This window comes from Rhodococcus sp. 14-2496-1d, assembly GCF_002259365.1.
Taxonomy (GTDB): Bacteria; Actinomycetota; Actinomycetes; order Mycobacteriales; family Mycobacteriaceae; genus Rhodococcoides.
This window is the reverse complement of the sequence record NZ_NPFV01000005.1, coordinates 305354-318195: the sequence shown is the minus strand read 5'-3', so window position 1 is coordinate 318195 and position 12842 is coordinate 305354. Positions and strand designations below refer to the sequence as shown.

Here is a 12842-nt window from a genome sequence, read left to right as displayed (position 1 = left end):
GGGTCAATTCTGTCCTACCGGCGCGGTATCGGTGAATCGCACCTCGAAGATCTTGGGCCAGTATTTGCCGGTCACGAGGAACCGGTCGGTGCCGGGGATCTGTGCGATGCCGTTGAACACGTCGGCACCGCCTCGTTCGGTGGCCGACATCGAATTCCACAGTGGGGTGCCGTCGATCACGGCGGTCACCGCGCCGGTCGCGGGATCGATGCGCATGATGTCGAACGTCTGCCACACGTTGGCGTACACCGATCCATCGTCGGCGCATTCGAGTTCGTTGAGTCGCTCGACCGGATTGCCGTCGAGCGTGACGTTCACGGTGGACTCGACGTCGAACGACGTGGGATCGCGGAAGGTGAGGGTGGACGAGCCGTCGCTCATCACGAGGCGGTCGTCCGGTGTCTGCGTGCACAGCCCCCAGCCCTCGCCGTCGTAGTTCACCCGGCGTCGCTCGGCCAGAGTGTTCGGGTCTCGGGCGATCGCGACGCCGTCCTGCCAGGTGATCTGCCACAGAGTGTCGCCGTCGACGGTGATGCCTTCGCCGAACAGGTCGGCCGGCAGATCCACGCGATCGAGTTCGGTCATGGTCGCGAGCGAGGTCCGCCTGACGAACGAAGAGCCTTCCAGTCCGGTGCCCTCGTAGAGGACGTCGCCGTCGATCTCGAAGCCCTGGGTGAATGCGTCGTCGCCGCGGTCGTATTCGCGCACGATCTCTGTCGTCAGGGCCGGAACCGAGTCGGACGTCACCGGGGCCGGCTGCGTCGACGACGAGCAGGCGGACACAGCCAGCAGCGAGGTGACTATGGCGGCGTAGGTGCGAGCGCTGGCGGTCATTGCACCCATGATGGCAGCCCGAACTGGGCGTCACCGAGTCGATGCGGCAAACTGAATGTGTGAGTTTCGTATCTTCTCCAGAGCTCGATTCCATCCGCCCCGTCTTGGCCGATGCCGTGGACCTCGCGCGGCAGGCTCTGCTCGACCTGGGAGAGGGCGGTGTCGGGGAGTACCTCGGGGTCACCGCTGAGGACGCCAGTGCGGCCACTCACCGGTTCGCCAGCGATCTCGAGGGGTACCGAGGATGGCAGTGGGCCGTCGTGGTCGCCGCCCCGGAGGACGCGGACCACGCCACGATCAGTGAGCTGGTTCTGCTTCCTGGCCCCGATGCTCTCGTGGCTCCGTCCTGGGTGCCGTGGGACGAGCGCATCCGTCCCGGCGACCTGGGACCGGGCGATCTGCTCTCTCCGCGTCAGAACGATCCGCGGCTCGTGCCGGGGTACATGGCATCCGGTGACCCTGCGATCGACGAGGTGGCAGGCGAGATCGGTCTGGGCCGAACACAGGTCACCAGCCTCGAGGGACGCCTCGACGCTGCCCAGCGGTGGCACGACGGTGATTACGGTCCCGATACCGAGATGGCCAAGGCCGCGCCGTCGACCTGCGGGCTCTGCGGCTTCTATCTCCCCATCGCCGGCTCGCTGTCGGCCGCATTCGGGGTGTGCGGCAACGAATTCGCCGCCGACGGACGCGTGGTGCACGCCGAGTACGGCTGCGGTGCGCACTCCGACACCGAACTCCCCACCGGGGCCGGATCGCCACAATTCGAGCCGTACGACGACGCAGCACTCGACGTCATCGCAACGCCGGTTCCCCCGGTGAAGCCGGCCGACAGCGTCGAGACAGCCGACAGCGTCGAGACAACGGACAGCGTCGAGACCGCCGACAGCGTTGAGACCGCCGACAGCGTTGAGACCGCCGACAGCGTCGAGACAGCGGACTCTGTCGAGACAATTGAATCGGCCGATACGGTCGAGACGACCGACACCGTCGAGACGACGAAAGTCACCGAGGCTGCCCCGGTAGAGTCCGCGGCTGCCGATCTCGTTGCGTCCGACGAGGCCGACACAGTGGCCGATGATGCCACGACCAACACCGATCGCGCTGCGCAGGAAGAGGATTCGGCATCTCCGAGCTGATCGATCCGTTCGATACCGGGTCGTTGCGGGAGTCTGTTCTCGCGGCGTGGGGCTCGTCGCCCACCCGGCTTCGGGAGGATTCGGCGTCCGAGTCCGATCTGGTGCGCGGGGGCTACCGCGACCGGCTGTTGACCGAGCTCGCGCAGAACGCAGCGGATGCTGCCCGACGCGCCGGTGTCCCGGGTCGCATGGCGGTCTGGACCGATCACGCCGGTGCCGTCCATGTGGCCAACACCGGTGCTGCGCTGGATGTTTCGGGTGTGCATGCGTTGACCGCCTTGAGGGCGTCGGGCAAGACTGCTGCGGATTCGGGCGTCGGACAGTTCGGGGTCGGGTTCACCGCCGTGCGGTCGGTGTCCGACGAGATCGAGGTGCGATCCCGCAACGGCGGCGTGATGTTCAGCGCGCATCGCACGCTCGAGGCGCTGCGTGAGCGAGACATGCGTACGCCCGACACCGGCGTGCCGGTGCTGCGGCTCGCGTGGCCGGTCGCCGTCCCGCCCACCGATGGGTTCGACACCGAGATCGTGCTGACGGTGCGAGCCGACGCGGCAGCGAATTCTGTCGCCGCGGGCTTCGCGGACGAGGCGGTCGACCTGCTGCTCGAACTGGAGGCGCTGAACTCCATCGAGATCGATGGTGTCGTGATCGACTGCGTCAGAACGACACTCGATGACAGCAGCGCCGAGATCACGATCGGATCGCGAACTTGGCGGCAGTTCGTCACCCCGGCGGCGCGCTGGCTCGCTCCGGTCGTCGACGGTGTGCCCGTTCCCTCGCCGCCCGACGTCTTGCGCGCGCCGACTCGCTCGGACGAGCTGATGTCGTTGCCCGCGTTGGTCATTGCCGATGTGCCGATGCAGCCCGATCGGCGGCGCGTGTTGCCGGGTGTCTCGTTCGACGCGGTAGCGCACGGGTACCCGGACTTCGTGGCCTCGCTGCCTGCCGGGTCGAGGGCGTCGTTCGTACCCGAAGTCGGATTCGCGCGCAGTGAGGTCGACGGCGCACTGCGTGAACTGATCTTCCGTCGATTGTCCAGTGCGCCATGGCTTCCCGGTGCCGACGGACGTGACCTCGTGCCCGAGCAGGCGAACGTCATCGCGGACGCCACCGAGGAACTCGTCTCGGCGCTGGTCGACGTCGTACCGAATCCGGTCGACGCGTCGCTGTCGGGTGCGCGGCATGCATCGGCGCTGTCGGCGGTGGGTGTGCGCCGGATCGGGTTGGCGAGGCTGGCGGAGATGGTCGGTGGGCTCGATCGCGAGCCGAGTTGGTGGCGGCGAGTGTACGACGCCTTGACCCCGCTCGTGGTCGATGGCGTGGCTGCGGAAGAGCTTGCCGCGCTGCCTGTTCCGCTCGCAGACGGTCGTACGGTGACCGGCCCGCGCACGACGGTGATCGGCTCCGATGCCTCTGCCGCGGTCACCTGGGTCCGGCTGGTGCATCCGGACGCGGTGAGTTCGCTGCTCACACGCTTGGGTGCTCGGGAGGCGACTGCGACCGAACTGCTCAGCGACCCGGCACTCGAGGCGGCTCTGGACGATCTCGACTGGGACGAGAGCGAGGAGGTCGACCGGCTGGTCGATGCCGTGCTCGCGCTGGCGGGAGAGGCGGGTGAGCTACCGAGTTGGCTGGGCGGCCTGCCCCTCGCGGACGACGAGGGCGAATTGCGCAGCGCCGACGAATTGTTGCTTCCCGGAGCGCCGTTGGCGGATCTGCTGGTTCAGGACTCGCCGTTCGGTGTTCTCGCGTCCGCGGTGGTGGACAGGTTCGGTGAGCGTGCGCTGCGTGCAGTGGGAGTCGGGTGGGGATTCTCGGTGGTGCGTGACGAGCTGCCGACCGGGCCTGATCACGATCTCGACGACGAGGCGGCGTGGTGGTCGAGTCTGTCCGATGAGCCGGAGACACTTCTCGCGGTCCGGGATCTCGACCTCGTTCGATCTGACGCATGGACCGAGGCCCTGACGGTGCTACTCGACGATCCCGTTACCTGTGCGGCACTGGTCGATCGTGAGGGCTACACCGCGTGGTGGCTCAGGCGTCATGCACGACTGCACGATTCGCGTCCGATCGAGTTCCGAGCGCCTTCGGACGAGACGTTCGCCGGGTTGCTCGATCCGCTGGATCATCCGCGTGCCGCCGAACTGCGGGCGGTGCTCAGTGCGTCGAACTGCGAGAACGCCGATACTGCCCGCGTGTTGCTGGCGGCGCTGTCGGATTCGCAGCGCACCCCGACTCCCGCGGTGATCGCGCGAACCCACACGCTCATCGCCACCGCTGTTGCAGAGCAACGCATCGAGGTCTCGGACATCGATCCACCGGATCGCGTCCGCACGCTCGGCGGCACAGTCGTGGACGCGTCGGATGCGCTGGTGATCGACGCTCCGTGGCTGGCGAGCGTGGTGCCGCCGGAGGTCGCCGTGCTCTCGGACATGGCAACCGCTGCCGCACTGGCCGATGTTCTGGACGTCGGGCAGGCGTCGGAGGCGATCGGCGGAGAAGTGATCGGCGTAGGACGCGTCAGCTCGTGGGATCGTGAACCGGGAGCCGTGTTGGCCTGTGCCGTAATGGGATTGCCGCTGCCGTCAGGAGGGGTGGTGGTCCATCACGAGCTGGTGGTTCGGCTGTCCGGTGACGTGAGCGGAGATCGAGAAGTGCCGTGGTGGGTGACCGCCGACGGAACGGTCCACTGCACGCAGAGTTGGGAGCGACCTCGTGGGGCTTGACGGTGTGATCCTGGACTGGATGGTCGAGCATCGAGTCGGTTGGGTCACGACGATGTTCTGGATCATCACCACGGTGGGCAACACGGTGTCGATGTTTCTGTTGTCCACGGTGATCGTGGGTGCGTTGCTTCGCGTCGGACGCAGATCGGATGCCGTTGTCGTCGCGGGCTCGATGCTGACCGGGTGGGGTCTGATGAATGCGCTCAAATTCGCGTTCGCGCGGGAGCGTCCACCGATTCCGGAGCGGCTGGTGGACATTGCGAGCCATTCGTTTCCGTCGGGCCACGCGATGGTGTCGATGGTGCTTGCCACGGTGGCGATCGCGGTGATGTTGCGATCGCCTGCTCCGTGGCTGCATCGGCCGGCCCTGCTCGTACTACCTGTGGTCGCGTCCCTGCTGATCGGATTCTCTCGGATCTACCTGGGTGCGCACTGGACCACGGACGTGCTGGCCGGCTGGGTGTTCGGTGCCCTGTGGGGGCTGGGGTCGATCTATGCCGTCAGGCTGATCAGCGCGAGAAATCGGAGCGCTGGGCGATGACGAGCAGCTCGTCGCGCATGGCCGGGCTGGAGACAGCGTTGGCGCGTGCGTAGAGGGCGCGGAGCGAGCGGACGTGGTTGCGGCGGTTGCGGTACTGAGAGACGAGCTTCATGGCCTGGCTTTCGTGGATCTAGTGGTTATCTGAACTGACATAACCCATGGTCCACGTTAACTTTGTGTTACTCAACCGGCTGACGGGTTAGTTTGCCCACGTCAGGGGCGGTGCGGTGACCGGGCTAACGTGATCCTGATCTCAATCGAGGCCTCGTTGGGCGGTTTTGCTTCCGCGACGTGACGCCGCTCTCTGCGCGAGGAAGATTCCGAACCCTACTGCACCCACGGCGATACCGGACCAACACGTCGCCAGTGCGTCGTCGGTGCGCTCTCCGGTGGCGGTGAACACCACCAGCGCGACGATCCAGCCGAGTATGCCGATCGTCAACACCGGCACCGGATCGGTGAGGCTGCGCGGAATCTGGGGGAGGTGGGCCACGAAATCACGCTACGCCACTGCGTTGGTCTCGGTTGCGTCGCTGCAGTTACCCAACTGCTTCGGTGTGCTTTATCGTTCGCTCATGCAATTGTCGTCGCGGCTACTCGACAACTACTTCAAGATCACCGAACGCGGCTCGACGGTCGGATCCGAGGTTCGAGGTGGCGTGGTCACGTTCGTGGCCATGGCGTACATCGTCGTCCTCAATCCGCTGATCCTGGGCAGCTTCTCCGCCGACGACGCAGCGGCCAAGACGGACGTACTCGGCAACATTCTGCCGGTCGCCCAGGTCGCCGCCGTCACGGCGCTCGTGGCCGGATTCATGAGCATCGCCTTCGGCATCATCGCCAATTACCCCTTCGGCATCGCAGCGGGCCTCGGCATCAACACCCTGCTCGCGGTGACAATCGCGCCGCAGGTGACGTGGCCCGAGGCGATGGGGCTCGTCGTCATCGACGGCATCATCATCGTGCTGCTGGCCGTCACCGGGTTCCGCACCGCGGTATTCAACGCGATCCCGCCGGAGCTGAAGGCGGCGATCGCCGCCGGTATCGGCGCGTTCATCGCGTTCATCGGATTGGTCGACTCGGGCTTCGTGCGTCGCATCCCCGACGCCGCAGGCACGACGGTTCCCGTCGGGCTCGGTATCGACGGGTCCATCGCGTCGTGGCCGACGGTGATCTTCGTGTTCGGGCTGCTGCTGATGGGTGTGCTCGTGGTGCGCAAGGTACGCGGCGGACTGCTGATCGGCATCGTCGTCACGACGATCTTCGCGGCGATCGTCGAGGCCGTCACCGATGTGGGGCCCTCCAACGGCGTCGACCCCAAGGGGTGGAATCTGTCGGTGCCGCAGTTGCCGAGCCAGTTGGTGCAGTCTCCCGATCTGTCGCTGGTCGGCAACGTCGATCTCTTCGGAGCGTTCACGCGCATCGGCGTGCTCGCCGCGAGCCTGCTGGTCTTCACGCTGGTGCTCGCGAATTTCTTCGATGCGATGGGCACGATGACCGGCTTGGGCAAGGAAGCGAAGCTGGACAAGGACGGGACCCTGCCGAACATCGGAAAGGCACTGGTCGTCGAGGGAGCAGGAGCGATCGTGGGAGGCGGTGCTTCGGCGTCGTCGAACACGGTGTTCGTGGAATCGGCGTCCGGAATCGCCGAGGGGGCGCGCACCGGACTGGCCAACGTCGTCACCGGACTGCTCTTCCTGCTGGCGATGTTCTTCACCCCGCTCACGGCCGTGGTTCCGATCGAGGCGGCTGCGCCTGCGCTGGTCGTGGTGGGTGCCCTGATGATCGGGCAGGTCCTCGACATCGACTTCCGCCGGTTCGACTACGCACTGCCCGCCTTCCTGACCATCGTGGTGATGCCCTTCACGTACTCCATCGCCAACGGGATCGGCGTCGGTTTCATCACCTGGGTCGTACTTGCGGTCGGTTCCGGTCGCGCGAAGTCGGTTCATCCCCTGTTGTGGATCGTCGCGTTGCTGTTCGTCGCATATTTCGCCGTCGGACCCATCACCGAGGCGGTTACATGACGCATGGTCGGTACCAGGGCGTATTCTCTGCGCTGTGACGTCGGGAAATGGTGTGAAGGACAATCGGAAATTGGCAAGCGACCTGTCGCTTGCGGTGGTGAGGCTGACTCGCCACCTTCGGGGTAGGCGAGTGGACTCGCAAGTCTCGCTCACTCAGCTGTCGGCTCTGGCCACGCTGAGTCGGGAGGGCGATATGACGCCGGGTGCATTGGCCGCGCGGGAGAAGGTCCAGCCGCCGTCGATGACACGGGTGATCGCATCGTTGGCCGAACTGGGCCTGGTGGCGCGCACCCCCCATCCCACCGACGGGCGGCAGGTGATCGTCTCGCTCTCACCGGCCGGTCGAGAACTGATCGCCGACGAGGCCAGTGCCCGCGAAGCATGGATGACGGCGCAGCTCGCAGGCCTCGGTCCCGAGCAACTCGACACACTCCGTGACGCGGTAGCGATCATCGGGGCCCTCGTCAGCGACTCCGAGTAGTTACCTAGGTTTATTATTTGAACGGTGGCCCCTGCTTCCCGTACCCCCGGCTCGACGATGTTCGCTGCTCTGAAGACCCACAACTACCGATTGTGGGCGTCGGGGCAGATCGTCTCGTTGGTCGGCACGTGGATGCAGAGGGTCGCCCAGGACTGGCTCGTTCTGACGCTGTCCGGCGGAAACGGCTTCGCCGTCGGCATCGTCATGGCCCTGCAGTTCGGACCGACGCTGTTCCTCTCGGTCTGGGGTGGGGTCCTGGCAGACCGCTACGACAAGCGCAAGCTGCTGATGATCACCCAGGTCTTCGCCGCGGTCTGCGGTCTGGTGCTCGGCGTCCTCGACGTCGGGGGGATGGTCGAACTCTGGCACGTCTACGTCATCGCATTCGTCCTCGGCTGCTCGTCGGCGATCGACGCTCCGGTACGGCAATCGTTCACCATCGAGATGGTCGGCAAAGAGACCCTCGCCAATGCGATCGCGTTGAACTCGATGACCTTCAACATGGCGCGCATCGTCGGCCCTGCCGTGTCCGGAGTACTGATCACCCTCGTCGGCACCGGCTGGGTGTTTCTCATCAACGCCGTGTCGTTCGCGGCGGTCTTCGGTGCCCTCGTGGCGATGAACGTCGGTCAGCTCTTCCGCGTCGAACCCGCCCCACGCGCCAAAGGGCAGGTGCGAGAGGGCTTTCGTTACGTCTGGGGGCGCGGTGACCTACGAGTACTGCTGGCCACGGTCTTCATGGTCTCGACGTTCGGCCTCAATTTTCCGCTGAGTCTGTCGGTGTTGGCGCGCAACACGTTCGGTAGCGGGGCAGACGCCTACGGTCTGCTCTCGACAACCCTGGCAGTGGGCACATTGGCCGGCGCGACCCTGGCGGCCCGGCGGGCGAGCGCGCCGCGCCTGCGGCTGTTCATCGGTGCCGTCATCGCATTCGGAGCCTTCGAGCTGATCGTCGGATTGATGCCCAACTACCTGCTCGTCGCACTTCTGCTGATACCCACCGGTGCCCTGACGTTGACGTTCACGACGTCGGCGATGAACATTCTGCAGATGTCGGTGCCGTCCGACATGCGCGGACGCGTGATGGGCATCTACATGCTGTGCTTCCTGGGCGGAACTCCGCTCGGCAGCCCGGTGCTCGGCTGGCTCGCCGACGTCCTCGATCCACGCGCACCACTGGTATTCGGCGGCGTCATCTCACTGGCGACGGGGCTGTTCGCGGCCGTGTATCTACTGCGGCACAACAATTTGCGGATCACCGTGGTGCCGCCCGCAGACGGGCACCGGCTGCCCACCCTCGACACCGTGGCCGCCACCGCGAAGGTGTGAGGCGTTCAGATCCAGCCGTGGCGTCGGGCGAGAGCGCAGGCCTCGTGCCGGTTCGCTGCACCCAGTTTCGCAGCCGCCGCAGACAGGTAGTTACGAGTGGTGCCGGGCGAAAGATGGGCGCGGCGTGCGATCTCCGCGATCGACGCGCCGTCGGCGGCGAACTCGAGCACATCGGCCTCGCGCGGTGTCAGCGGCGAGTCTCCGGCCCCGATGGCTTCCGCGGCCAGCGTCGGGTCGACGTAGCGCCCGCCGCCGTGCACGGTGCGCACCACCTCGGCCAGAGTGGCGGCCGAGGTGGTCTTGGGGAGGAAACCGCGCACGCCTGCTTCGAGCGCCTTCTTGAGGTAGCCCGGCCGGCCGTGGCTGGTGACGATGATCGACGCGCAGGCGGGCAACGTCTCGGCGATCTTCTGGGCCGTCTCGATGCCGTCGATTCCGCCCATCTGCAGGTCCAGCACGGCCACATCGGGGGAGAGCGAGGCTGCGGCGGTCAGCGCCTTCTCCCCGGAGTCGGCCTGCCCGACGATCTCGATGTCGTCCTCGAGATCGAGCATGGTTGCCAGCGCAGCACGGATGAGATTCTCGTCGTCGGCCAAGAGAACTCGGATCATGGTGTGGTCCTTGCGTTCTGGGGCGAGGTCGGCAACGCCGCAGTGAGGGTGAATTCGTCGGTGGTCTGCTCGGTGTGCAGGGTACCGTCGACGGCGACCAGCCGTTCTCGCAGTCCGCTCAGGCCTGTGCCGTCGTCGCGGCCGGTCGATGGTTGCGGATGATCGTTGATCAGTCGAATACTGTTGTCGGTCAGCTCGATCCGGCAATAGGTGGCCTCGGAGTGACGCAGAATGTTCGTCACACCCTCACGGACCACCCACGCGGCGGCCTCGGCTGCGCGCTCGTCGAGCATCGAGGTTTCACCGACGAGCTCGGTGGCGATGCCCGCGGCGGACAGCAGGGATCGAGCGCCGTCGAGTTCCGAGGCCACATCGATCGATCGATAGCCGCGGACCAGCTTTCGGGCGTCGGCCATGGATTCCTGGGCCAGAATGCGAACCTCGTCCATCTGGGCCGCAGCTCGATCGTCACCTCGACGCGCCAGTGCCGCGGCGAGTTCGCTCTTGACCGCGATGGCCGAGAGTGCGCGGCCGACGACGTCGTGCAGATCTCGCGAGAATCGCAGACGCTCCTCGGCAACCGAGAGCGCGGCAGCAGCGTCGCGGGTGGCATCGAGTTCGGTGACGATACGCAGCAGCCACGCCGACAGCTGGACGGTGAAGGCCATGAAGGCGATGAGGAGACCGAGCACCAGTGTTTCCACTGCCGGCGTGCCGAGAGCTGCTGCAAGTCCAGCAGCGGCCACGGCCGCCGCCAGGCACCACCGCAACGGGATCAGCGTTGCGACCGCACTGGTGACGAGCACGACGGCCCACAATGCATTGTTCGTGGCCCCGCCGGCAACCAGCACCACAGCGGCGACTGCCATGATCGCCAGGGGAATTCGTGGGCTCGCCGTCGACTGGCCGCCGAGCGCGGGGGTGCGCTGAACGACCACGAAGGTCGCTGCGGCACAGACTGCCACGGCCGCCATCGACAGGTAGTCCTCGAACTGCAGTGACGTCAGCATCGCAGCGGCGGCAACACCGACGGTGATCAGCAGAAACGACTGGCGGGTGTAGACGCGCACCTTGTCCACTGCACTGCTGTCGTTCCAGCCGTGCAGTGGATTGAGGTACTGGTGCAACTTCATGATCTCCAGCCTTGCAGACGGTGCGGCGAAAGGGGCGATCTAGGACCGCGGTTCCCAACGGAAGTGCGTGCGGGCGATCAGCAGGCTGCCGACGATCCAGGCGAGCATCACCAGCAGCGGCATTCCGGCTTCGGTGAAGGTGGCAGCGAAGCCGATGGGCGCGTCGCCAGGCGTGGTGGTGCCGAACCAGCCGAGGTTCAGCAGGTCCGAGACCGCAGCCATCGGGGTCAGCTCGATGACCCGGCTGAACGAATCCGGGAGTACACCGCGAAGCAGTGACGAGCCGACCATGGCGATCAAAATGACCGGAAGACTGGTGATCTGCGCCGCTTCCGCATTGCGGGTGAAGGCAGACGTGATCAGTGCCAGTGCGGCGAACAGAGCCGCGCCGCCGAGCAGGGCCACCGCGACGAGCAGTGCGTTCGTAGGAACCGGGCCACCGAAGGCCAGAACCACGGCTCCGACGATCAGGCCCAGTGCCACGGTGAGGATGAACGAGGGTACGGCCGGCCCCAGCAGAATCTGTAGGTCCGAGCTCTCTCCGGTCCGAAGTCGCTTGAGTACCAACTCGTCTCGACGCGTGGCGTAGATCGAGAGCATGTTGTAGTAGACCATGAACACCAACAGGAACAGTACGAACATCTCGAGCGCCGCTCCGACGCCCACGTCGGTCAATCCGTCGTCGCCCCGACTGCCGATGATCAGCAACGCGATCGGCAGCACGAGGGGTATGACGGTTGCGTTGAACAGCAGTACTCGGTTGCGTCCGAGCAGCGTGAACTCTGCTCGTGACAGGGCGGTCATCGTGCTCATGCGCTCATCACCTCGTTGTTCTGGATAGCGGAATTGTCGAATTCGTCTGCAATGGAGAGGAATACGGTCTCGAGCGATGCCGCTCGGGCGTCGAGACCGTGGAGGGTCACTCCGTTGTCTCGCGCCCACAGCAGCAGATCGGTCAAGGTCTCCTGTACCGAGGACGTCTGGATCGAGATGGTGTCTCCCGAGACGTCGATCGACGTACCGGGCAAAGTCGGCAGTGCCGTACCGGGGGCCTGCAGTTCGATCTTCGCCGGATGGTCGGCGACCACCTCGTCGACCGTTCCGCTACGAACGACGCTGCCGCGGTGCATGATCGCCAGCCGATCGCACAGTGACTCGGCCTCGTCCAGGTAGTGCGTCGTCAACATGATCGTCACGCCGGAATTCTTCAGCTCCTGGATCAGACGCCACGTGTTGCGGCGAGATTCGGGATCGAGTCCGGTGGTCGGTTCGTCGAGGAACAGCACCCTCGGGCGGCTGATGATGGCGCACGCCAGATCCAACCTGCGCTGCTCGCCGCCCGAGAGAAACTTCACCCGCGTGTCGGCCCGGTCGGCCAGGTCGACGCGCCCCAGCACCTCCGCCGTCGGCAGTGGATTGCTGCACGTGCCCGCCCACATCCGCAGGCTTTCCGCGGTGGTCAGATCCTGGGGCAGGCCGCCCTTCTGCAGCATGATGCCGAGAGACGGTCGAACCTTGCGGCGATCGGACACCGGATCCATTCCCATGATCCGCACCGTGCCCTCGCTCGGCCGTGAAAGTCCCTGAATCACTTCGAGAGTGGAGGTCTTGCCGGCACCGTTGGTGCCCAGCAAGCCGAACAGCTCACCCTCCGCGATCTCGAGATCGAGCGTCTTCACGGCCTCGAAAGCGGTTTTGCCCGAACCGTAGCGGCGAGTCATGCCGCTGACTTCGATGATGGTCATGATTGCTTCTCCCAGTTGCGGAGTCCGATGACGAACCGCACGCCCATGAAGGCGACGATGACGCCGAGTGCGACGAATGCCGGAAGGGACGTGCCGACGATCGCGAACAACACGGCGACGATCGCGAGACTGATGACGATGACGACGATCTCACGCGCCATCGTCGGAGCCGGCCCGAGCTCCATGAGATCGGTGAACAGGTTTCCCTCGTCTGGTTGCTTCATGACTACGAGTCTGCTGCGCCCGAACCACCGAAAACAGTGCGGCGCATCATGA

Annotated in this window: 13 protein-coding genes and 1 pseudogene; 6 read left to right on the top strand and 8 right to left on the bottom strand. The window is 65.7% G+C overall.

Features of this window, described 5'->3' with window-relative positions:
* Positions 1–3 precede the first annotated feature (3 nt).
* Positions 4–843 carry a glutaminyl-peptide cyclotransferase gene (locus tag CH296_RS03720; protein ID WP_094684038.1) on the bottom strand — a complete coding sequence of 280 codons (840 nt, stop codon included), beginning with the start codon at positions 841–843 and terminating at the stop codon, positions 4–6.
* Between the two features lie 32 nt (positions 844–875).
* Between CH296_RS03720 and CH296_RS03715 the strand changes: the two are divergent.
* The 3 genes and pseudogenes from CH296_RS03715 to CH296_RS03705 form a co-directional block, all read left to right on the top strand.
* Positions 876–1626 (top strand): annotated as a pseudogene (locus CH296_RS03715) (DUF3027 domain-containing protein); the annotation flags it as partial.
* A gap of 370 nt (positions 1627–1996) precedes the next feature.
* The gene (locus CH296_RS03710) at positions 1997–4699 is read left to right on the top strand and encodes a sacsin N-terminal ATP-binding-like domain-containing protein (RefSeq protein WP_256980320.1); all 2703 of its coding nucleotides are present in this window, start codon (positions 1997–1999) and stop codon (positions 4697–4699) included.
* Complete coding sequence (locus CH296_RS03705) at positions 4689–5240, top strand: phosphatase PAP2 family protein (RefSeq protein WP_176459147.1); 552 nt, start codon at positions 4689–4691, stop codon at positions 5238–5240. The genes CH296_RS03710 and CH296_RS03705 overlap by 11 nt, the downstream gene beginning before the upstream one ends.
* On the opposite strand, the gene CH296_RS28775 is transcribed toward CH296_RS03705, so the two are convergent.
* Entirely contained in the window at positions 5209–5352 is a 144-nt protein-coding gene (locus CH296_RS28775) for a hypothetical protein (protein WP_155289340.1), read from the bottom strand. The two genes, CH296_RS03705 and CH296_RS28775, sit on opposite strands and share 32 nt — an antisense overlap.
* A gap of 141 nt (positions 5353–5493) precedes the next feature.
* Complete coding sequence (locus CH296_RS03700; protein ID WP_094631145.1) at positions 5494–5733, bottom strand: DUF2530 domain-containing protein; 240 nt, start codon at positions 5731–5733, stop codon at positions 5494–5496.
* A gap of 82 nt (positions 5734–5815) precedes the next feature.
* On the opposite strand from CH296_RS03700, the gene CH296_RS03695 reads away from it, so the two are divergent.
* The 3 genes from CH296_RS03695 to CH296_RS03685 are packed head-to-tail and all read left to right on the top strand — an operon-like array spanning position 5816 to position 9077.
* Positions 5816–7267 carry an NCS2 family permease gene (locus CH296_RS03695; protein WP_032395850.1) on the top strand — a complete coding sequence of 484 codons (1452 nt, stop codon included), beginning with the start codon at positions 5816–5818 and terminating at the stop codon, positions 7265–7267.
* A 52-nt stretch (positions 7268–7319) separates the two neighbouring features.
* Positions 7320–7748 carry a MarR family winged helix-turn-helix transcriptional regulator gene (locus CH296_RS03690; RefSeq protein ID WP_032396280.1) on the top strand — a complete coding sequence of 143 codons (429 nt, stop codon included), beginning with the start codon at positions 7320–7322 and terminating at the stop codon, positions 7746–7748.
* A gap of 57 nt (positions 7749–7805) precedes the next feature.
* A complete protein-coding gene (locus CH296_RS03685; RefSeq protein WP_094631146.1) occupies positions 7806–9077 on the top strand; it encodes an MFS transporter in 1272 nt (423 codons plus the stop codon).
* Positions 9078–9082: 5 nt separating this feature from the next.
* Here the strand turns inward: CH296_RS03685 and CH296_RS03680 are convergent, their stop codons facing one another.
* Genes CH296_RS03680 through CH296_RS03660 form a run of 5 tightly spaced genes read right to left on the bottom strand, consistent with a single transcriptional unit; the run spans position 9083 to position 12790 of the window.
* A complete protein-coding gene (locus CH296_RS03680; protein ID WP_032395848.1) occupies positions 9083–9688 on the bottom strand; it encodes a response regulator transcription factor in 606 nt (201 codons plus the stop codon).
* Complete coding sequence (locus CH296_RS03675) at positions 9685–10821, bottom strand: sensor histidine kinase (RefSeq protein ID WP_094631147.1); 1137 nt, start codon at positions 10819–10821, stop codon at positions 9685–9687. Before CH296_RS03675 ends, CH296_RS03680 begins: the two co-directional genes overlap by 4 nt.
* Before the next feature lie 39 nt (positions 10822–10860).
* A complete protein-coding gene (locus CH296_RS03670; RefSeq protein WP_094631148.1) occupies positions 10861–11634 on the bottom strand; it encodes an ABC transporter permease in 774 nt (257 codons plus the stop codon).
* Positions 11631–12566 carry an ABC transporter ATP-binding protein gene (locus tag CH296_RS03665; RefSeq protein WP_094631149.1) on the bottom strand — a complete coding sequence of 312 codons (936 nt, stop codon included), beginning with the start codon at positions 12564–12566 and terminating at the stop codon, positions 11631–11633. Before CH296_RS03665 ends, CH296_RS03670 begins: the two co-directional genes overlap by 4 nt.
* Positions 12563–12790, bottom strand: coding sequence for a hypothetical protein (locus CH296_RS03660; protein WP_082073783.1), 228 nt, complete (start codon positions 12788–12790; stop codon positions 12563–12565). The genes CH296_RS03665 and CH296_RS03660 overlap by 4 nt, the downstream gene beginning before the upstream one ends.
* Positions 12791–12842: the final 52 nt, after the last annotated feature.

Bases quoted from the DNA above. Each gene is read 5' to 3' on its own strand.
- CH296_RS03675 (WP_094631147.1), bottom strand. From the start codon at position 10,821: ATGAAGTTGCACCAGTACCTCAATCCACTGCACGGCTGGAACGACAGC.
- CH296_RS03685 (WP_094631146.1), top strand. From the start codon at position 7,806: ATGTTCGCTGCTCTGAAGACCCACAACTACCGATTGTGGGCGTCGGGG.
- CH296_RS03660 (WP_082073783.1), bottom strand. From the start codon at position 12,790: ATGAAGCAACCAGACGAGGGAAACCTGTTCACCGATCTCATGGAGCTC.
- CH296_RS03720 (WP_094684038.1), bottom strand. From the start codon at position 843: ATGGGTGCAATGACCGCCAGCGCTCGCACCTACGCCGCCATAGTCACC.
- CH296_RS03670 (WP_094631148.1), bottom strand. From the start codon at position 11,634: ATGAGCACGATGACCGCCCTGTCACGAGCAGAGTTCACGCTGCTCGGA.
- CH296_RS03695 (WP_032395850.1), top strand. From the start codon at position 5,816: ATGCAATTGTCGTCGCGGCTACTCGACAACTACTTCAAGATCACCGAA.
- CH296_RS03665 (WP_094631149.1), bottom strand. From the start codon at position 12,566: ATGACCATCATCGAAGTCAGCGGCATGACTCGCCGCTACGGTTCGGGC.
- CH296_RS03680 (WP_032395848.1), bottom strand. From the start codon at position 9,688: ATGATCCGAGTTCTCTTGGCCGACGACGAGAATCTCATCCGTGCTGCG.
- CH296_RS28775 (WP_155289340.1), bottom strand. From the start codon at position 5,352: ATGAAGCTCGTCTCTCAGTACCGCAACCGCCGCAACCACGTCCGCTCG.